This window comes from Mycobacterium sp. IDUB_24 (genome assembly GCF_055419385.1).
The window spans coordinates 111,623-131,396 of the sequence record NZ_JBVAXO010000008.1 but is presented as its reverse complement, the minus strand read 5'-3'; the positions used below and the strand labels follow the sequence as shown (position 1 = coordinate 131,396).

The window sequence follows — 19,774 nt, the reverse complement described above, 5'->3', positions numbered from 1 at the left end:
TCGGCGACCGATCACCCGGCCCCATCGCGGCCGGGCGTTTCGGGTGCTGTTGGTTGACCGTTGCGAATTCGGGTAACCCAGATCGCGGGCGCCATTCACCGACACCGGCCACTATGGAGAACATGAGCGACGCGACCGGATCACCCGCACTGACCGACACGGAACTCGAGCAGCTCAACGCCTACTGGCGGGCGGCCAATTACCTGTCCGTCGGGCAGATCTACCTACTGGACAACCCGCTGCTCCATGAGGCACTGGCCGCGGAGCACGTCAAGCCGCGCCTACTGGGGCACTGGGGCACCACCCCGGGATTGAATCTGCTCTACGCCCACCTCAACCGGATCATCCGCGAGCGCGACGCGAACGTCATCTACGTCACCGGGCCCGGTCACGGCGGCCCGGGCCTGGTGGCCAACGCCTATCTGGAAGGCACCTACAGCGAGGTCTACACCGGAATCGAGCAGGACACCGGCGGTCTGCGAAAACTGTTCCGCCAGTTCTCTTTTCCCGGCGGGATACCCAGTCACGTGGCCGCCGAGACACCCGGCTCCATCCATGAGGGTGGCGAACTCGGATACGCCCTGGTGCATGCCTATGGCGCCGCATTCGACAATCCCGACCTGGTGGTGGCCTGCGTCGTCGGCGACGGCGAGGCCGAAACCGGACCGCTCGCCGCCAGCTGGCATTCCAACAAGTTCCTCAACCCGGTGGTCGACGGCGCAGTGCTGCCGATCCTGCATCTCAACGGGTACAAGATCGCCAATCCCACAGTGCTGTCGCGCATTCCGGCCGAGGAACTCGAATCACTGTTCTACGGCTACGGCTACCGGCCCATCACCGTCGCCGGGGACGACCCGGCCAACGTCCACCAGCAGTTGGCCGCGGCCATGGACGAGGCGTTCGACCAGATCGCGGCGATCCAACGCGCGGCCCGCCTCGACGGCGAGCCGGGCCGTCCATTGTGGCCGATGATCATCCTGCGCACCCCCAAGGGCTGGACCGGCCCGCACGAGGTGGACGGCAAACTGGTCGAGGGCACCTGGCGCTCGCACCAGGTGCCGCTGTCCGAGACCCGGACCAACCCGTCGCACCTGTCCCAGCTCGAGACATGGCTACGCAGCTACCGGCCCGAGGAACTGTTCGACGACACCGGTGCGCTGCGGCCCGAGCTTCGAGCCCTGGCACCCTCGGGCACCCGGCGGATGAGCGCCAATCCGCACGCCAACGGTGGCGTGCTGCTGCGTGACCTCGACCTGCCGGACTTCACCGACTACGCGGTCACCGTGGAGAGCCCCGCCACGGGCACCGCGGAAGCCACCCGAGTGCTCGGCACATTTCTGCGTGATGTCATCGCCGCCAATTCGGACCGCTTCCGTCTGATGGGTCCCGACGAGACCGCCTCCAACCGCCTGGCTGCGGTATTGGAGAAGACCGACAAGGCATGGCAGGCCGAGACCCTTCCCGTCGACGAGAACCTCGCCCCCGACGGCCGGGTGATGGAAGTGCTGTCCGAGCACCTGTGCCAAGGCTGGCTGGAGGGCTACCTGCTGACCGGGCGGCACGGGCTGTTCAACTGCTACGAGGCCTTCGTCCACATCGTCGACTCCATGCTGAACCAGCACGCCAAGTGGTTGTCCAGCAGTTCGCACCTGACCTGGCGGCGGCCGATCGCCTCGCTGAACTATCTGCTGACCTCCCATGTGTGGCGCCAGGACCACAACGGCGCGTCACACCAGGACCCGGGCTTCATCGACCACGTCGCCAACAAACGCCCCGAGGTGGTCCGCGTCTACCTGCCACCGGACGCCAACACCCTGCTCTCGGTGGCCGACCACTGCCTGCGCAGCCGCCAGTACGTCAACGTCATCGTGGCGGGCAAGCAACCGGCGCTGACGTATCTGACGATGGACGAGGCCGTCGCGCACTGCACCCGCGGTTTGGGGATCTGGGAGTGGGCGAGCAACACGACCGGGGAACCTGATGTGGTGCTCGCGTGTGCCGGAGACATCCCGACGCTGGAGACCGTGGCCGCTGCCGACATCCTGCGCCGCCGGCTTCCCGAGGTGAAAGTGCGCGTGGTCAACGTCGTCGACATCATGCGTCTGCAACCCGAGTCCGAACACCCCCACGGGCTGCCCGACCGCGAGTTCGATTCGATCTTCACCACGGACAAGCCGATCATCTTCGCCTATCACGGCTACCCGTGGCTCATTCACCGGCTCGCCTACCGGCACAGCAACCACGACCAACTCCACGTACGTGGGTTCAAGGAGCGGGGTACGACGACGACGCCGTTCGACATGGTCATGCTCAACGATCTCGACCGATTCCACCTCGTCATGGACGTGATCGACCGGGTCGACGGCCTGGCGGTCAGGGCGGCCGGGCTGCGGCAGGAGATGGTCGACGCCCGGCTGGCCGCCCGCAGCTACACCCGCCGGCACGGCGAAGATGACCCGGCGATCTCAGATTGGACCTGGGATGCAGTGTGACCTGGGTAATTGCGCCCCACCGGTACGCTTGGCAAGTTATGTCTGATCAGAGCGCCGTGGCCGCGCACCCCCATCCCTTGGTGGCCCAGCTCTCGGCGTTGCACCATTTCCGCATCTATGCCGACATCGGGATCGTCGTCGTCATCTTGACGCTGACCAACCTGATCGCCCATTTCACGACGCCCTGGGCGAGTATCGCCACCGTCCCGGCCGCTGCGCTCGGCTTGTTGGTCCTGGTCCGGGCCCGCGGGATCGGCTGGACCGAACTCGGACTGGGCCGTGAGCACTGGCGCTCGGGTGCCGGATACGCGCTCGGCGCCGTTGCCCTGGTGGTCTCGGTGATCGCGATCGGCGCCATGCTGCCGTGGACGCGGCCGATGTTCATGAACGATCACTACGCGACGATCTCCGGCGCGCTGATCGCGTCGATGGTCATCATCCCGCTGCAGACCGTAATTCCCGAGGAGTTGGCGTTCCGCGGCGTCCTGCACGGCGCCCTGGACCGAGCCTGGGGTTTCCGCGGTGTCGCGGCGGGCGGCTCGTTGTTGTTCGGCCTGTGGCACATCGCAAGTTCACTCGGGCTGACGAGCGGGAATGTCGGGTTCACCCGGCTGTTCGGCAGCGGGATCTTCGGCACGGTCATCGGCGTGGTGATGGCGGTGCTGGCCACCGGCGCCGCCGGCTTCGTGTTCACCTGGCTGCGTCGGCGCAGCGGCAGCCTGATCGCGCCGATCGCCCTGCACTGGTCACTCAACGGGATCGGCGCACTGGCAGCCGCCCTCGTGTGGCACCTGTCGACTTAACCGTCGGCGCGTTTCCGCGCCCTGAACTCACGGTTCTTCAGCATGTTCCCGCAGCTGGCCATGTCGCACCAGGCACCACCATGGTTGCGGGACCGGTCGTAGAACGCCCACGTACATTCGTCGTTCGCACACGCCTTCAAACGCGCCCAGGTACCGTCCCGCTGCGCGTCGCGCATCACCAGCAGCAGTTCGATCAGACGCTCGCCCACTGCCGCGCCCGCGGCTGACAATTGCACCTGTCCGTCGGGAGCGAGATCCACCTTCGCAGTGGACACGTCGGTCAGCGCCTGCAGCACCGCAAGGTGATCGGCGGGCGGTGCCGGGCCGCCGGCATTGTGGATCAGCAGTGCACGCAACGCTTCGCGCACCTCGCGCACGAGGTCGAGCTCGGCCTCCGTCGGGCCGGCACCGGCAGTGAGCAACCCGTTGGCGGCCAGCCACGGTGCCGCGTCGTCGGGATGCGCAAGGCGGTCCGTTCCGGCGGGCAGTTCGATCGTGTTGACCAGGGCCTGAATCCGGGCCAGCGGCTCGGGCGCGGGTTTGGTCTCGGTGTCGCCGGCCCACCTTGTTGTCATGACACCAAGCCTACCGCCGTGACCGCTAAATTGGTTTGACTAGTCATTCATGACCGGCGTACGGTCTTAGATAGTCACGTTCTCCGGACTCGGGCACCACGAAAACTACGAGGTATCGCCATGAACGACAACCGAATTTCTGCGACACCCGCGCTCACGCCCCGGCGTGCACCCGCCCCCCAGCGCCCGTCCATCCGAGCCCGCCTGACCGCACGTATTCGATCTGGGCGCCTCGACGCCATGCTGGCCGTCGGGACGCCGACGACCCCGGGCAGCGCCATCGCGGCCCGTGCGGACCGGTTGACGTCAACCTCCGAACGAGAAGCCATTGCCCGTGCACTGCGCCGCTGCGTGGTCGAATCCGCCAACGACACCATTCTGTGGTCATCACGAATCCCGTTGCACCGCAAGAATATCGCCGCAGCCGAGGCGACCATCGACGCGATCACCCTTCGTCTGCATTCCCCGTTGCCGGTCGAGGCACGCGGCATGGCGCGCCTGAACCGGGTGATCAACGACGGGCTCGGGCCCCTGTACGCATTCGGTCACGGAGATCTCGACGGTCGACTGGGTGCCGCGCTCGCTGCGCTGTGAGGAGGCCGCTATCCGCGGAGCACCGCAGCACCCGCAACGCGTCCGGCGGCCAGGTCGGCCAACGCGTCATCGGCGCGGTCCAGGCCGTACTCGGGGGTGCTCACCGCCATCCGGTGCGCACCCGCGAACGCCAGGAAATCGCGGGCATCGGCACGGGCGTTGGCGGTCACCGAGCGGATCTCCCGTTCCTGGAACAGATGCTGTTGATAGTTCAGGGTCGGGATATCGCTGAGGTGGATTCCGGCGATCGCCAGGACGCCGCCGCGGTCCAGGGCCGCGAGCGCGGGCAGCACCAGATCCCCTACGGGAGCGAACAGGATTGCGGCATCCAAGGGTTCGGGGGGCATGTCAGCGCTCCCCTGCACCGACGACACCCCAAGTGTCAGCGCCAGTTCGCGGGCACGCTCGCCGCGGGTCATCACATGCACGCGAGCCCCCTGCGCCAACGCCACCTGCGCCGTCAGGTGCGCACTGCCGCCGAAGCCGTAGAGTCCCAGCCGTCCACCCGACGGTAGGTCGGTGCGCAACAGAGCGCGATAGCCGATGATGCCCGCGCACAACAGCGGCGCCAGCTCGACGTCGGAGTATCCGGCCGGCAATCGCAACGCGAATGCCGCGGGGACGGTGGTGAATTCGGCATAGCCGCCGTCGGCGTCCCAGCCGGTGTACAGCGAGGACGGGCAGAGGTTCTCCCGTCCTCGTAAGCAATAGACGCACTGCCCGCATGTGTGCCGCAGCCACGCCACGCCGACCCGATCGCCGGGGACGAACCCGCCGCCGGTATCGGCACCGACCGCGACAACCTCGCCGACGACCTCGTGCCCGGGGATCACCCGCGGCCGGTGCACGGCCAGATCGCCTTCGGCCACATGCAAATCGGTACGACACACCCCGCAAGCCAGGACTTTGACCAGCAGTTCGTCAGGGCCGGGCCGCGGGGTCGACACGGTTACCCGTTGCAGCGGATGCGTACTCACCGGACCGGGGGCGACGACCTGCCAGGCCGTCATGGTCCCCATGTCCATCACCGGCGCCGAATCAGCTGCCCTTGCGCACCATTCCGACGATCCAGAGCAGGATCACCGATCCGAGGATGGCGGTGAAGAGAGTGAACCACCAGCCGCCGCCTCCGGTGTTGAGGAAGAAGCTGAGCAGGAATCCGCCGATGAGCGCACCGACCACGCCGATGACGATGTTCATCAGGATGCCGGAGCCACCGCCCTTGACGATCTTGCCGGCGATCCAACCGGCGATCGCACCAATGATGATGTAGCCGATCCAGCCGACACTGGTCAGCGTGGAGGAACGGGCCAGAAACTCGGTCGACGCCATTACATCCATTGCAGGTCTCCTACCTGTCACTGGCTATGCCCAGCGGGCTCGCTGAGCCACACCCCAGATGTACCTCCCGAACGTAACAATTCGGTTGGCCAATTGGGAACGATCAGCGTTCGTCTGCGGGATTCCTGGGATCCGGCACGCCCGGCATCAGGCCGGGGGCTGCATCTCCGGCGGGGCGTTGGTGACCGGCACCGGCACCCCGACACCGGGATGCGCCGGGTCGGCCGGCGGTGGCGGTGCGTTGGGGTCAGGAGCGGCCGACGCCGGCGGCGTCCACGGCCGGATCGAGTTGGCCAATGTCGCAGCGGCAGCCTTGTCGACCGGATGGCTCGCCGAGCCGAGCCAGACCACGAACCAGCGCTCGGGAGCACGCTGCCCGCGCGGGGTACCCGGGGCCGGTGGCGCACCGACCACTCCGGCCCAGATCTGGCCGTTGGGCTTGTTGGTGTCGGTGAACTTCACCTCGTAGTACGAGGCGACACCGGAGAGCCCATTCGCGTCGAGCGGCACGGTCTCCTGATTCACCCGGGTTCCGGGGAAAGGCATGAAGAACTCACCCATGTCGGAGGCCAGCCGGACTGCCGCCTTGGCATTGTCGGCCTCGGCGCCCGCGAACAACTTCAGATCCAGGCGTCCGAGCAGCACGCTGGTGTCGTTCGGCGGTTCGGGCGTGCCCTCCGGCGGAATCTTGGTCAACAGCGCCTGTCCGTATGACAACTGGGTCGCGTCGGAGATCTTCCAACCGCCAGGCACGAGGTAGCTGAAGCCACCCGCGGCGTTGTCCACCCGGCCGGGCTCCGGTGCGGGCGCCGGGACGGGAGCGTTCGGGTCAGCCGGTGCGGGAACCGGAGCGTTGGGATCCGCGGGAGCAGGTGCGGGGGCGGGGGCGGGGGCGGCCGGAGCGTTGGGATCCACGGGAGCAGGTACTCCGGGGGCCGGCGCGGGTGCGGGCGCTCCGGGGGCCGGCGCGGGTGCGGGCGCTCCGGGGGCGGCCGGGGCCGGCGCACCGGGCACAGCGGGAGCGGGTGCCGGTACCGGGGGCGCCGGGGGCACGGGATCCGCATACGCCACCGCCGGCAGCGCGACGGCCGCGGCGGTCACGCCGGTCATCGCGACCAGTGCCAGTTTGTTCGACAGACCTCTGCGCCGATGTGACATCGCATCCGACTCGTCCATGGGGATGAAACTACCGTGTTACGGCCGTGACGCAAGTGTGAGTTGCTCTTAGAGTGCTAAAAAGTGAGATTGCTGCACACAGGAAACATCCAGTTAAATGCCCTATAGACCGGTTGCTGACGCGCGGCTGCGTCGGGCGCCACGCCGGTGCCGGCAACCCGCTTCCGACACTCACCGCGCCGGTCCCTCAACAGGTGATTCGGGCCTGCGCACGCCCGCGTTACGTACCGGATCCCCTAGTCACTTCCGGTGTCCGGCCGGGTGGACGGCAACCTCCTGCGCCTTCACCGAGAAGTACACCGTGTCGCCCGGGGTCAGCCGCAGCTCGGCGGCCGATTCCGCGGTGATGTCAGCGGCCAGGCCGGGCGCGCCGTCGGGCTGCTCATCGGCCCGCACCCGGATACCGGGCCCCCGGCTGTCGAGCTCGGCGACCGTCACCGCGACGGTGTTGCGCGGACTGCCGTGCGGTTCGTCGCGGTACACCGACACCGACGCCGGTGAGAACAGTGCAACGGCCGGCGCGCCGGGCTGCACGTCGGCCGCCGCCGTGCCGTACCAGTTCGTCTGCCACGCGGTGGTCAGCACAGCCCGATCGGCGGCGGTGCCTCCGATCAGGTTGACGCCGGCGAACCGCGCTGCGAAGTGACTCTTCGGTGTAGCCAATACTTCTGCGACAGAACCACTTTCGGCAATACGCCCATCTTCGACCACGATCACCCGGTCGGCCAGCGTCAGGACATCGAGGAGCTCGTGGGTGATCAGCACCGCACACCTGCCCCCGGTGGCGAGCACTCGGCGCAACACTTTCCGCATCGACGCCGCGACCGCCACGTCCAATCCCGCCAGCGGTTCATCGAGCAGCAGGACCTCGGGATCGGCGGCCAGCGCCCGGGCCAGGGCCACCCGTTGCGCCTGACCGCCCGACAGCCGGCGGGGCCGCCGGTCAGCCAGATCCGTGGCCTCGACCTCGGCCAACCACCGGCGAGCGGTCTCATAGGCGGCGCGGCGACCTGTCCGGCGCGCGCTGCGGGCACCGAATGCCACGTTCGCCAGCACGCTCAGGTGCGGAAACAGCAGAGAGTCCTGCAGCAACAGGCCGACCCGGCGGGCATGCGTCGGCACGTGCACACCGGCGGCGGTATCGGTCAGCACCCGGTCTCCCACCTGAACCCTCCCGGCATCCAGACCGACCAGTCCGGCGATCGAGTGCAATGTGGTCGATTTACCCGCGCCGTTGGGGCCCAGTACCGCGAGGACCTCCCCCGCCGCCACACCGAATTCGAGCTCCAGGCCACGACTTTCGATGACGACTCGCGCCTGCAGCGTCATGTCCAACCACCCGCCCGCAGCCGGCGACTGCCGAGCCCGATGACCACCACCGCCGCCACCGCCACCAGCAGCACCGACAACGCCACCGCAGCGTCGGCGTCGCTCTCGCGCTGCAGATAGATCTCCAGCGGCAAGGTGCGGGTCACTCCCTGGCGTGACCCCGCGAACGTCAACGTGGCACCGAACTCGCCCAGGGAACGCGCGAAGGCCAGGACAGCTCCCGAGATCAGGCCCGGCCCCAAAAGGGGCAGAGTCACCCGCCACCACACGGTTCCCGGCGACGCACCCAGCGTCGCGGCCACGACCTCGAAATCGGCGCCGGCGGTGCGCGCGGCGCCTTCCAGCGAAATGACCAGGAACGGCAGGGAGACGAAGGTCTGCGCCAGCACCACCGCGACCGTGGTGAACGCGATGTGCACCCCGGCGGCCTCCAGATACCGGCCGATCAATCCCAGCCGCCCGAATGCATAGAGCAGCGCGATACCGCCGACCACCGGCGGCAGCACCAGCGGCAACAGGATCAATGGCCGCACGATTCGGGTGACCGAGCCTCCGGTGCGGGCCAGCACCAACGCCAACGGGACACCGAACAGGACACACAACACCGTGCTGGCCAGCGATGTCTCCAGGCTGAGCTTCAGCGCCGCCGTCGACGACGCGCTCGAGATCAGTGACCCGAATTGCGGCCAGTCCACCTTTGCCACCATCGCCACCAGGGGCAGCACGACGAAGATCGCACCCCCGGCGGCAGGGAGATATATCCAGCGTGGAAGTTGTGGCGAATTGGTCACGACACACCCTCGCCGACCACGTCGACGCCGGTCGTGGCGCTGGGTCGGATCATCTCGGCCACCCTATGCGAGCCGATGATTGGCGCGCCGAATTTCCCGACCTAGCTACTGTCCAGTAACATTGGGTGTTGGTCGCCCCCGCCCGGCGCGGCGACCCCAGGTACATGGAGGTACATCATGGCGGAGGTGCTGGTCACCGGCGGCGACACCGAACTCGGCCGCGCGATTGCGGCAGGTTTCCTCGATGCCGGCCACAACGTGGTTATCGCCGGCGCCCGCCGCGAGGATCTGGAGTTGGCGGCCAAGCAGCTCGACATCTCCTCGATCGTGTTCGACAACACCGATCCCGCCAGTGTCGAGAACGCCCGCGCGCAGTTCCCCCACTACCTCGACACCCTCGTCAACGTCCCGGCCCCACTGTTCGAGGCGAAGGACCCCCGCACGTTCACGCTGGCCGAACAAGCCACCGCCTGGCGCCACGCGCTGGATGCCACCGTGGTCTCGGCCGTGCTGACCGTGCAGATCGTCGGCGACCAGTTGCGCTCGGGCGGTTCGATCGTCAACGTCGTACCCGCGAGCCCGCGTGAAGGCAGCATCGAAGCTGCGGTCAAGGCAGCGCTGAGCGATTGGACGGCCGGTCAGGCCGCCTACTTCGGCACCCGCGGAATCACCGTCAACGCCATCGCCACCGGCCTGTCCGCCGAACCCGGCTACGACGGACTGGGAAGCACGCCGCCCTCGGTTGCCGATGAATACGCCCGTCTCGCAGTGTTTTTGAGCACCCCGGCGGCCCGCCACATCACCGGTCAGACCATGCACGTCAGCCGCGGCGCGATGGCGACCCTCGGCTGAGAAGGTTACGGTTGACGGAGTGACGATCCGACTCGCACTCCAGATACCCAATTTCTCCTACGGCACCGGGGTTTCCGAACTCTTCCCCACTGTCATCGCGCAGGCCCGTGAAGCCGAGGCCGCCGGTTTCGACACCGTTTTCGTGATGGACCACTTCTATCAGCTGCCCGGGCTCGGCACCCCCGATCAGCCGATGCTGGAGGCCTACACCGCGCTCGGTGCGCTTGCCACCGCGACAGAGCGGGTGCAACTCGGGACACTGGTCACCGGCAACACCTATCGCAATCCGACCCTGCTGGCCAAGGCGATCACCACACTCGACGTCATCAGTCAGGGCCGTGCTGTTCTCGGCGTCGGAACCGGCTGGTTCGAACTCGAGCACGATCAACTCGGCTACGAATTCGGCACGTTCACCGAACGGTTCGACAAGCTCGGCGAGGCGCTGCAGATCATCCTTCCGATGCTCGCCGGCGAGCGGCCGACCTTCGACGGCAAGTACTACCGCGTGCAGGACGCGATGGCCAACCCCCGTTTCCGCGACCAGATTCCGCTGATGATCGGGGGCAGCGGCGAGAAGAAGACCATCCCACTGGCGGCCCGCCACTTCGACCATCTCAACGTCATCGCCGGCTTCGACGAGTTGCGGCGCAAGGTGGAGGTGGTCCAACAGCAATGTGAGGCGATCGACCGCGACCCCGCAACGCTGGAAACCAGCGTCCTGCTCACCTCGCTCGTCGACGAGAACGTGACCGTCGACGCGGTCCCCGAGGCGTTCAGGCAGCGCACCGTCGCCGGCAGTCCCGAGCAGATCGCCGAACAGGTCAAGACGAAGGTGCTCGACGCGGGCATCGGCGGCGTGGTCCTCAACCTGCCGACTCAGTTGCACGGCTACCGTCCCGGCGATATCACGGCGGTCGGCGAGGCATTGAAACCACTGCTATTCGGGTAAACATTCGGTTCGGTTGCCCATCTCACCGCACAGGCAGGAATGGCGCCGACTAACCTAACGGTTATTACGAGTGGCAAACACGTCCGCGAGGAGCAGCAATGAGCCATCCCGGAGCTACGGCATCGGATCGGCATAAGGTAGTCATCATCGGATCGGGATTCGGCGGCCTGACCGCCGCCAAGACCCTCAAACGTGCCGACGTCGACGTCAAGCTGATCGCCCGCACCACCCACCACCTGTTCCAGCCGCTGCTGTACCAGGTGGCCACCGGAATCATCTCCGAAGGTGAGATCGCGCCGGCCACCCGCGTGATCCTGCGCAAGCAGAAGAACGCCCAGGTGCTGTTGGGCGACGTCACCCACATCGATCTGGAGAACCGGACGGTGGATTCGGTGCTGCTCGGGCACACCTACTCCACCCCCTACGACAGCCTCATCATCGCCGCCGGCGCCGGGCAGTCCTACTTCGGCAACGACCATTTCGCCGAGTTCGCTCCCGGCATGAAGTCGATCGACGATGCGCTGGAGCTTCGTGGCCGCATCCTCGGTGCGTTCGAGCAGGCCGAGCGCTCCAGCGACCCCGTGCGCCGGGCCAAGCTACTCACCTTCACCGTCGTGGGCGCCGGGCCGACCGGCGTCGAAATGGCCGGGCAGATCGCCGAATTGGCCGATCAGACCCTGCGCGGCAGCTTCCGTCACATCGATCCCACCGAGGCCCGGGTGATCCTGCTCGACGCGGCGCCGGCCGTCCTTCCGCCCATGGGGCCGAAGCTGGGCAAGCGGGCCCAGGAACGGCTGGAAAAGATGGGTGTCGAGGTTCAGCTGGGCGCCATGGTGACCGACGTCGACCGCAACGGTCTGACGGTCAAGGACTCCGACGGCACGCTGCGGCGTATCGAATCGGCGTGCAAGGTGTGGTCGGCCGGTGTCTCGGCCAGCCCGCTCGGCAAGGATCTGGCCGAACAGTCGGGCGTGGAACTCGACCGGGCCGGCCGGGTCAAGGTCGGGTCGGACCTGACGCTTCCGGGCCATCCCAACGTCTTCGTGGTCGGCGACATGGCCGCGATGGAGGGTGTGCCGGGCGTCGCCCAGGGAGCGATCCAGGGCGGCCGTTACGCGGCGAAACTGATCAAACGCGAGGTCGCCGGGACCAGCCCGAAGATCCGGGCCCCCTTCGAGTACTTCGACAAGGGCTCGATGGCGACGGTGTCCCGGTTCTCGGCGGTGGCCAAGGTCGGCCCGGTCGAGTTCTCCGGGTTCTTCGCCTGGGTGTGCTGGTTGGTGCTGCACCTCGTGTACATCGTCGGCTTCAAGAGCCGTCTGGTGACCGTGCTGTCGTGGGGTGTGACCTTCTTGAGCACCAAGCGCGGTCAGCTCACCATCACCGAACAGCAGGCCTACGCCCGCACCAGGATCGAGGAGCTCGAAGAGATCGCCGCCTCGGTGCAGGAAACCGAGAAGGCGGCGTCCTAGGGCCCTCCGGCATCAGGCGGCAGCCGGTCACCTTGCCAGGTGGCCAGGCTGCCACCGCCGGCCAGCGCCAGCACGGTTCCGGGAGCGTCGAATACGGGTGCCGGATAGCGCAGTTCGCTGATACACGCCCTGGGCGTCGCCAGCACATCTTCACCCACTGCGCCGCAACCGAGCTCGATGCGGTGACGCAACAGTGGCACCGACTGGACGTCGGCATGCAAGCTGGACGACCAGAACCCTTGCCGCTCACCGGATCTGCCGATCTGCACCCGCTCCCGGAGGCGGACCTGTGCCGACTCGGCCAGCCGCAGAAGCGTGGTGCTGTGATGCACCGAACCGCCGGCCACCACGGTGGGTTGGAGATCGAGATCCAACTGCCCGGCGATCTCGAGCTCCCAGTGCGCGGTCGACCGTAGAGTGGCCGCGCCGGGCAGCACCATCGTCGCTGCGGCAGTGCGAATCCGCAGCCGGGTACCGGCTTCGACCACAACCCGCACAGTCATGGTGTCGCCCCCGAGCGGGGTGGCTGCCGTGGAGACCAGATGCACCGTGTCGGGTTCGGTGCACCGTCCGGCCAGACCGCCGCGCGCCTCGATCCGCGGCAACCGCCCCGGCGAGGCCACGATCACGACCTCGGAGTGCATCACGACGGCAGTGCCTGCGCGACCCTCAATTGTTCGCGCACCCAGGCCAGCACCGGGCCCGCTGTCGGATCCTCGGTCAGCGAAACCAGCGCCGTCGGACGGTGCGCGCGGACCTTCGCCGCATCGCGGCGCATCACGTCCAGATCGGCTCCCACCAGGGGCGCCAGGTCAGTCTTGTTGACCACCAGCAGGTCCGAGTACGTGACACCGGGGCCGCCCTTGCGTGGCACTTTGTCTCCCCCGGCCACGTCGACGACAAAGATCTGGACATCCACCAGTCCCGACGAGAACGTCGCCGTGAGGTTGTCGCCGCCGGATTCGACGAGAATCAGATCCAATGCCGGGTTGGCCTCGATCAGATCGTCGATGGCATCCAGGTTCGCGGTGATGTCGTCGCGGATCGCGGTGTGCGGGCATCCCCCGGTCTGCACCGCGGCGATCCGCTCGTCGGGTAGCACCGCATGCCGGCGCAGGAAGTCGGCGTCCTCGGTGGTGTAGATGTCGTTGGTCAACACCGCCAGCGACAACTCGTCGCGCAACTGCCGACACAGCGCCGCCACCAGGGCGGTCTTGCCGGATCCGACGGGACCGCCGACACCGATGCGCAGCGGCTCACCGGGCTGACGTACCCGCTTGGGCCGGTCCACATGGGTGTGCGGTTCGCCGTCGAGGAAATGCGGTGGCATGGTGGGCCTTTCGAGTGCGGTGACAGACAGGGTTAGGAGACGAACAGCGGCCGGTCGCGTTCGGTGTGACGCTGCGCCAGGACGTCGAGCAACGGATCGGACAGGTCGGCCAACCCGGTGACCGCCTCGGCCGCCACTTCGTCACACAACCCGGACAATTCGAAGGTCAAGGCCGCGACGTCGGCGGGGTCCAACGCGAGCAACCGCTGCGCGGCAGTCGCCGAACCCGTCATGGTGGTGTAGACCACCGAGAGTGCCGTCTGATCCGGATCCAGCCCGGCGGCCGCCCCGACCGAGCCGGCCGCGACCGGCAGGTGCGGACGGGGACCGAGCACCTCCCACGACTGCAGCGGCCACACCCGCCGGGCCAACCGGATAAGTCCGCGGCCCTGGGCACGGGAGGCATCACGCGCCGCCGGAGCCGGTGTCCGGGCATCGGTCTCGGCATCGGCAGCCTCGGGATCCAGGGCCCCGGTGTGTACCGCCACCGCCACCGAGGCAGCAACTACCCCGCTGGTACGGATGCGCCGGACCAGATACGCGCGCAACGTGTCGACGTCGGTGAGCAGGCCACTGGTCACCGCCTCCTCGACGCCGCCGGAGTGCACGTGTCCGCCCGTCGGCAACCGCGAATCGGCCAGGGTCAGAAGTGTTGCCAGGCTGGTCATCTAGAAGCTGCTCATCAGAAAAGAAAGTATCGCTGCGCCATGGGCAGTTCCACGGCAGGCTGTTCCTGCCACACCTGCCCGTCGATCCGGACGGTGAACGTGTCCGGATCGACCTCGATGCGCGGCATCGCATCATTGAGTGGCATCTGAGCCTTCCCGATCTGCCGAACGTTCTTGACCGCAGCCAGCTTTCGACGGATGTCGAGACGGTCCGCCAGACCGTCCTCGATCGCCTGCGGGGCAACGAAGTGCATCGACGTGGCCGCCGCCGCGGCGGGCGCCGCGCCGAACATCGGCCGCGGCAGCACCGGTTGCGGCGTGGGGATCGAAGCGTTGGCATCACCCATCGCCGCCCAGGCGATCATGCCGCCCTTGAGAACCGCATGCGGGCGCACCCCGAAGAACGCGGGTTCCCACAGCACCAGGTCGGCGAGCTTGCCGACCTCGACCGAACCGATCTCATCGTCGAGACCGTGCGCGATGGCCGGGCAGATGGTGTATTTCGCGACGTACCGGCGGACGCGGTTGTTGTCCGCTCCAGCTTTTCCGCACGCGTCCCCTTCCAGGGCGCCACGCCTGCGCTTCATCACGTGCGCGGTCTGCCAGGTCCGCAGCACCACCTCGCCGATCCGGCCCATAGCCTGCGAGTCACTGCCGATCATCGAGATGGCCCCGATATCGTGCAACAGGTCCTCGGCAGCGATGGTCGACGGCCGGATCCGGCTCTCGGCGAACGCCAGATCCTCGGGCACACTCGGGTTGAGGTGGTGGCAGACCATCAACATGTCGAGGTGCTCGTCGAGGGTGTTGACCGTGTGCGGGCGCGTCGGATTCGTCGAACTGGGCAGCACATTCGGATGGGCGGCGACGGTGATGATGTCGGGCGCGTGCCCACCACCGGCACCTTCGGTGTGATAGGCGTGGATGCTGCGGCCCTTGACGGCGGCCAGCGTGTCCTCGACGAATCCGGCCTCATTGAGGGTGTCGGTATGGACATTGACCTGCACGCCGGCGGCGTCGGCGACGGTCAGGCAGGCGTCGATGGCCGCCGGAGTCGTGCCCCAGTCCTCATGCAGCTTGAATCCGGCTGCGCCGCCGCGCAACTGCTCCCACATCGCCTCGGAGCTGACGGTGTTTCCCTTGCCGAGCAGCGCGACGTTGAGCGGCCAGGAATCGAGCGCTTCCAGCATCCGGGCGAGATGCCAGGCGCCCGGCGTGACCGTGGTGGCCTTGCTGCCCTCGGCCGGTCCGGTACCCCCGGCCACGATGGTGGTGATGCCGCCCCCTAGCGCTTCTGCCATGAGCTGCGGACAGATCAGGTGGACGTGACAGTCGATCGCACCCGCGGTCAGGATGCGGCCGTTGCCTCCGATGATCTCGGTCGACGGGCCGACGACCAGGGCAGGATGTACCCCGGACATGATGTCGGGATTGCCGGCCTTACCGATCCCCACGATACGTCCGTCGCGGATCCCGATGTCGGCCTTGATGATTCCCCAGTGGTCGATGATCACCGCACCGGTGATGACGGTGTCCGGTGCGCCGTCCGCGCGGGTCGCCCTCGACTGGCCCATCGACTCACGCAGTACCTTGCCGCCGCCGAACACCGCCTCGTCACCGGCGTGCCGGGGTCCGCCACTGCGGTCCTCGGTGATCTCGACGAAAAGGTCGGTGTCGGCCAGCCGGATCCGGTCACCGGCGGTGGGGCCGAACAGCGCCGCGTAGCGCGCACGGGTCAGTTCGGTCATTGGGCATCCAATCGGCCGGGAGCGTCGAGACTGATTCCGTGCACCTCGCGGGAGCCGCCCAGTGGCACCAGGGAAACCCGCTGGGCCACACCGGGTTCGAAGCGAACCGCGGTACCCGCCGGGATGTCCAGACGGTGCCCGCGGGCGGCCGCTCGGTCGAAATCCAGCGCGGGGTTGGCCTGCGGCAGGTGTACGTGGCTGCCGACCTGGACCGGCCGGTCACCGGTATTGACGACGTCGAGAATCAACCGCGGCGCCCCGGCGTTGAGCACGATGCCGCCGTCGCCGAACACGATCTCTCCGGGCACCATGGGTCAGGCGATCGGGTTATGGACGGTGACCAGCTTGGTGCCGTCGGGAAAAGTGGCCTCGACCTGTACGTCGTGCAGCATCTCGGGCACCCCCTCCATGACCTCCCCGCGGGTCAGCACATCGCGTCCGCTCACCATCAGCTCGGCTACCGTCCGACCGTCGCGGGCACCTTCGAGCAGATGATCGGTGATGACGGCGACAGCCTCGGGATGGTTGAGCAACAAGCCGCGAGCCTGTCTGCGCCGGGCCAGGTCGGCGGCATACGAGATGAGCAGCCGGTCCTGCTCATGCGGGGTCAAACGCATAGTGGGCGATCCTGCCACGAGGAACGGTGTTCGGCAGCGCTCGTCCCTCGACAGGCGCCGGAAGCGCTACTCCGGAACGTTCTGCAGCCGCACCTGTCCGCGGGCCACGAGCTTGTCGTTCTCATCGGTGATGGTGATCAGCCACAGCTGCTGGCGGCGGCCGCGGTGGATCGGTGTGGAAACCGCTGTGACAGTGCCGGATCCGATGGCGCGCAGGAAATCGGTGTTGTTGTTGACCCCGACCACGGTGCCGCCGCCGTTCTCCGACAGCCAGATGTGGCCGGACACGCTGGCCAGGCTCTCGACGATCGAGCAGTACACGCCGCCGTGCACGATGCCCCAGGGCTGCAGCAGCTTGTCGTGAATCGTGAGCTGCGCGCGGCCGCCGTCGGGGGTGAGCTCGAGATAGGTCAGGCCGAGTTCGGTGTCGAAGCCCTTGCCCAAACCTTCGGGGGTTTCAGTGGTCACAGCCCTCGTGTCTACACGCCGTATCGCCACAAAGATGCGGGCGGGTCCCGCGTATCAAACGCGGAACCCGCCCTCGAGCGGACCGGGGGTCTCTGCAGCCCTCAGGACTCCGGCTCGGTCCGTTAGCCTCGTATCTACATACTAGGCAAGGCTATCCTAATTAAGCAAGACCTTCCCCGCCCGGCCACAGCCGCGGACCGGCAAGCCGAAACCCACCAGGGCATCGAGCACCGCCTGGCCCCGCCGCATGCTCACGACTTCACTGCACCCCGCCAGCAGCGGGACCTGGGTGGCCGCACCGACCACGGCCGCGCCCACCATGTGCCACATGGCGGCGACCGACATCGCGCCGTCACTGATCTCGACCAAGCGGGCGAACAGCGGCTCAAGCGCACGATGGCTGCGATGAGCGACCCACGTCGTCAGCGCCGCCTCACTCGGCAACGCGACGATCCCGTCGCGAGACGCACGGGCGAACCGTGCGCCCCGACCGGAAAAGCACGGATCCCCGGGCAGGCCGCGCAGGGTCGGATCCACGACGCCGACCCAGTCGATCGCACCCTCGGAGTCGACATGGACCCACAGGTTCTCCAGGCCGGTATCCCAGGCGCGTCCCTCGAGCACCAGCAGCGGCACCACCCGACCGATCACCACATGGGTGAACGTGGCGGCCAACTGCTGGGCCACCGCGGCCCGGTTGCCCGTCTCGGCCATCGCGGCGTCGAACATGCCCTGCAACCGATCGGCGGACAGTGCCTCGGCCAGGGGCCACCACCGCCGGCGCGACAGATCGCCCACCACGGCCACGCCGTAGACCCGCGGACACTCCGCGTACAGCTCACGTAGACGCCGACTCGACTCATGCAGCGGCAGCGTCCGCTCGATAGCCATACCCGCGATCAGCGGATCTTCGATCAAGACCGTCATGTCACCTCCGTAGGCTCCAGTTTGACTTAGGTTAGCCTTACTATAGTCACGTGAAGCACGAGAGCTACCCCCTGTGACTGGATTCACAACAAGCCCCGCAAAGGGCGCTGACCTTGCCCTAAACCGATGCGGACAGCTGTCCGGAGGCCCGTCAGAAATACATACGACGCGCGGTAGTAAACCCGTAGTACGCTGGCTTTACTGCTCAGGAGAGTGAACGGAACATGGCCAAATTGACGCGTCTCGGGGAGCTTGAGCGCGCGGTGATGGACCACTTGTGGTCCGCACCCGAACCCCAAACAGTGCGCCAAGTCCATGAGGCGCTGGCCGCCCACCGCGACTTGGCCTACACCACGATCATGACCGTGCTGCAACGGCTCGCGAAGAAGAACCTCGTCGTACAGCACCGCGATGACCGGGCACACCGCTACGCGCCCACACACGGTCGCGACGAGCTGGTCGCCGGCTTGATGGTCGACGCCCTCGACCAGGCCTCGGACTCCGGCAGCCGGCAGGCCGCGCTGGTCCATTTTGTCGAGAGAGTCGGCGTCGACGAGGCCCGGGCGCTGCGCCGGGCACTCGCTGAACTGGAGAACAAACACCAGCTGCCCCCACCGGCTGGCAATTCGGGCACCGACTGAGAGAGACTTACGGCGTGTCCGCGCTGGCCTTCACCCTCGTCGCGCTGGCCCTGGTGGGGCCAGTACCGGCAGTGCTGGCACGCGCGACCTGGCCCCTGCGTGCCCCGCGTGCCGCAATCGTGTTGTGGCAGTCGATCGCACTGGCCGCCGTGCTCTCGGCTTTCTCGGCCGGTATCGCCATCGCGAGCCGGCTGTTCGTCCCGGGGCCGGACGGCCGGCCGACCGCGACAATCACCAGCGAGATCGAGGCCCTCGGTTGGCCACTGTGGCTGCTGCTTGTCGTCGTATTCACCTTGACCCTGTTCATCGGGGGGCGACTCTGTCTGGCCGTGATCCAGGTGGCGGTGGCCACCCGGCGCCGGCGCGCCCATCACCGCATGATGGTCGACCTGCTCAGCAAGTCCCGCGACGCGGTACCGGCCCACCTCTGTACAGCGCACCGCCCGCTCGCCGGTGACGGGTTGCGCATCCTCGATGTCGCGCAGCCGCTCGCCTACTGCCTACCCGGGGTCCGCAGTCGTGTCGTGGTGAGCGAGGGAACGTTGACCACGTTGTCCGACAACGAGATCGCCGCAATCCTCACCCATGAACGGGCCCACCTGCGGGCCCGCCATGACCTGGTCCTGGAGATGTTCACCGCCGTCCACGCCGCCTTCCCGCGGTTCGTCCGCAGCGGCAACGCGCTGGATGCCGTCCGGCTGCTGATCGAGCTGCTGGCCGACGACGCAGCGGTCCGAACGGCAGGCCCCACTCCCCTGGCCCGCGCACTGGTCGCTTGCGCGAGCGGCCGCACCCCCTCGGGCGCACTGGCCGCCGGCGGGCCGACCACCGTGATCCGCGTGCGACGTCTCGGCGGCAGGCCCAACAGTGTTGCCATGGCGGCCACTGCCTATCTGGCCGCCGCGGCCGTGCTGGTGGTACCCACCGTCGCCGTTGCCGTCCCCTGGCTCACCGAGCTTCACCGCCTGTTCGCCGGACTGGGATAAACCCCTGTCCAACAG

The 19,774-nt window shown here is 67.6% G+C and carries 22 protein-coding genes; 8 read left to right on the top strand and 14 right to left on the bottom strand.

The genetic code is table 11. The features are described 5' to 3' along the window. Nucleotides 1-122: 122 nt before the first annotated feature. Complete coding sequence (locus ACZYZF_RS25490) at nucleotides 123-2,492, top strand: phosphoketolase family protein (protein ID WP_463747820.1); 2,370 nt, start codon at nucleotides 123-125, stop codon at nucleotides 2,490-2,492. 38 nt (nucleotides 2,493-2,530) lie between these two features. Then, entirely contained in the window at nucleotides 2,531-3,295 is a 765-nt protein-coding gene (locus ACZYZF_RS25485) for a lysostaphin resistance A-like protein (RefSeq protein WP_463747819.1), read from the top strand. On the opposite strand, the gene ACZYZF_RS25480 is transcribed toward ACZYZF_RS25485, so the two are convergent. Further along, nucleotides 3,292-3,870, bottom strand: coding sequence for a CGNR zinc finger domain-containing protein (locus tag ACZYZF_RS25480; protein WP_463837149.1), 579 nt, complete (start codon nucleotides 3,868-3,870; stop codon nucleotides 3,292-3,294). The two genes, ACZYZF_RS25485 and ACZYZF_RS25480, sit on opposite strands and share 4 nt — an antisense overlap. Before the next feature lie 120 nt (nucleotides 3,871-3,990). Between ACZYZF_RS25480 and ACZYZF_RS25475 the strand changes: the two genes are divergently transcribed. Beyond that, nucleotides 3,991-4,464, top strand: coding sequence for a hypothetical protein (locus ACZYZF_RS25475; RefSeq protein ID WP_463837148.1), 474 nt, complete (start codon nucleotides 3,991-3,993; stop codon nucleotides 4,462-4,464). Between the two features lie 8 nt (nucleotides 4,465-4,472). Here ACZYZF_RS25475 and ACZYZF_RS25470 read toward each other — a convergent pair whose 3' ends face one another. The 5 genes from ACZYZF_RS25470 to ACZYZF_RS25450 all read right to left on the bottom strand — a co-directional run bounded on the left by ACZYZF_RS25470 (nucleotide 4,473) and on the right by ACZYZF_RS25450 (nucleotide 9,101). Next, nucleotides 4,473-5,489: a zinc-binding alcohol dehydrogenase family protein gene (locus ACZYZF_RS25470; RefSeq protein WP_463837147.1), complete on the bottom strand. Its 1,017-nt coding sequence runs from the start codon at nucleotides 5,487-5,489 to the stop codon at nucleotides 4,473-4,475. A gap of 13 nt (nucleotides 5,490-5,502) precedes the next feature. Then, nucleotides 5,503-5,805 (bottom strand): GlsB/YeaQ/YmgE family stress response membrane protein, encoded by a 303-nt coding sequence (locus ACZYZF_RS25465; RefSeq protein ID WP_463747815.1) that lies wholly within the window; start codon nucleotides 5,803-5,805, stop codon nucleotides 5,503-5,505. A gap of 147 nt (nucleotides 5,806-5,952) precedes the next feature. Continuing rightward, nucleotides 5,953-6,981, bottom strand: coding sequence for an APA family fibronectin-binding glycoprotein (locus ACZYZF_RS25460; protein ID WP_463837146.1), 1,029 nt, complete (start codon nucleotides 6,979-6,981; stop codon nucleotides 5,953-5,955). 240 nt (nucleotides 6,982-7,221) lie between these two features. Continuing rightward, a complete protein-coding gene (locus ACZYZF_RS25455; protein WP_463837145.1) occupies nucleotides 7,222-8,310 on the bottom strand; it encodes a sulfate/molybdate ABC transporter ATP-binding protein in 1,089 nt (362 codons plus the stop codon). Continuing rightward, nucleotides 8,307-9,101, bottom strand: coding sequence for an ABC transporter permease (locus ACZYZF_RS25450; protein ID WP_463837144.1), 795 nt, complete (start codon nucleotides 9,099-9,101; stop codon nucleotides 8,307-8,309). Before ACZYZF_RS25450 ends, ACZYZF_RS25455 begins: the two co-directional genes overlap by 4 nt. 177 nt (nucleotides 9,102-9,278) lie before the next feature. Between ACZYZF_RS25450 and ACZYZF_RS25445 the strand changes: the two genes are divergently transcribed. The 3 genes from ACZYZF_RS25445 to ACZYZF_RS25435 all read left to right on the top strand — a co-directional run bounded on the left by ACZYZF_RS25445 (nucleotide 9,279) and on the right by ACZYZF_RS25435 (nucleotide 12,374). After that, entirely contained in the window at nucleotides 9,279-9,953 is a 675-nt protein-coding gene (locus ACZYZF_RS25445; protein ID WP_463747811.1) for an SDR family oxidoreductase, read from the top strand. A gap of 19 nt (nucleotides 9,954-9,972) precedes the next feature. Beyond that, entirely contained in the window at nucleotides 9,973-10,902 is a 930-nt protein-coding gene (locus tag ACZYZF_RS25440; protein ID WP_463837143.1) for an LLM class F420-dependent oxidoreductase, read from the top strand. Nucleotides 10,903-11,000: 98 nt separating this feature from the next. Continuing rightward, the gene (locus ACZYZF_RS25435) at nucleotides 11,001-12,374 is read left to right on the top strand and encodes an NAD(P)/FAD-dependent oxidoreductase (RefSeq protein ID WP_463747809.1); all 1,374 of its coding nucleotides are present in this window, start codon (nucleotides 11,001-11,003) and stop codon (nucleotides 12,372-12,374) included. On the opposite strand, the gene ACZYZF_RS25430 is transcribed toward ACZYZF_RS25435, so the two are convergent. From ACZYZF_RS25430 to ACZYZF_RS25395, 8 genes are all read right to left on the bottom strand, one after another. Further along, nucleotides 12,371-13,018 carry an urease accessory protein UreD gene (locus ACZYZF_RS25430; protein WP_463747908.1) on the bottom strand — a complete coding sequence of 216 codons (648 nt, stop codon included), beginning with the start codon at nucleotides 13,016-13,018 and terminating at the stop codon, nucleotides 12,371-12,373. The two genes, ACZYZF_RS25435 and ACZYZF_RS25430, sit on opposite strands and share 4 nt — an antisense overlap. Further along, complete coding sequence (gene ureG, locus ACZYZF_RS25425; protein ID WP_463747808.1) at nucleotides 13,018-13,704, bottom strand: urease accessory protein UreG; 687 nt, start codon at nucleotides 13,702-13,704, stop codon at nucleotides 13,018-13,020. Before ureG ends, ACZYZF_RS25430 begins: the two co-directional genes overlap by 1 nt. A gap of 32 nt (nucleotides 13,705-13,736) precedes the next feature. Then, complete coding sequence (locus ACZYZF_RS25420) at nucleotides 13,737-14,372, bottom strand: urease accessory protein UreF (protein WP_463747807.1); 636 nt, start codon at nucleotides 14,370-14,372, stop codon at nucleotides 13,737-13,739. A gap of 14 nt (nucleotides 14,373-14,386) precedes the next feature. After that, on the bottom strand, nucleotides 14,387-16,120 hold the full coding sequence (locus ACZYZF_RS25415) for an urease subunit alpha (RefSeq protein ID WP_463747806.1): 1,734 nt from the start codon (nucleotides 16,118-16,120) through the stop codon (nucleotides 14,387-14,389). Continuing rightward, entirely contained in the window at nucleotides 16,117-16,431 is a 315-nt protein-coding gene (locus ACZYZF_RS25410) for an urease subunit beta (RefSeq protein ID WP_463747805.1), read from the bottom strand. Before ACZYZF_RS25410 ends, ACZYZF_RS25415 begins: the two co-directional genes overlap by 4 nt. A 3-nt stretch (nucleotides 16,432-16,434) precedes the next feature. Continuing rightward, the gene (locus tag ACZYZF_RS25405; RefSeq protein ID WP_463747804.1) at nucleotides 16,435-16,737 is read right to left on the bottom strand and encodes an urease subunit gamma; all 303 of its coding nucleotides are present in this window, start codon (nucleotides 16,735-16,737) and stop codon (nucleotides 16,435-16,437) included. Nucleotides 16,738-16,803: 66 nt separating this feature from the next. Further along, entirely contained in the window at nucleotides 16,804-17,205 is a 402-nt protein-coding gene (locus ACZYZF_RS25400; RefSeq protein ID WP_463747803.1) for a PaaI family thioesterase, read from the bottom strand. Nucleotides 17,206-17,361: 156 nt separating this feature from the next. Further along, nucleotides 17,362-18,132, bottom strand: coding sequence for an iron reductase (locus ACZYZF_RS25395; protein WP_463747802.1), 771 nt, complete (start codon nucleotides 18,130-18,132; stop codon nucleotides 17,362-17,364). 224 nt (nucleotides 18,133-18,356) lie between these two features. On the opposite strand from ACZYZF_RS25395, the gene ACZYZF_RS25390 reads away from it, so the two are divergent. Next, a complete protein-coding gene (locus ACZYZF_RS25390; protein WP_463747801.1) occupies nucleotides 18,357-18,773 on the top strand; it encodes a BlaI/MecI/CopY family transcriptional regulator in 417 nt (138 codons plus the stop codon). Between the two features lie 14 nt (nucleotides 18,774-18,787). Further along, nucleotides 18,788-19,759: a M56 family metallopeptidase gene (locus ACZYZF_RS25385; RefSeq protein WP_463747800.1), complete on the top strand. Its 972-nt coding sequence runs from the start codon at nucleotides 18,788-18,790 to the stop codon at nucleotides 19,757-19,759. Nucleotides 19,760-19,774: the final 15 nt, after the last annotated feature.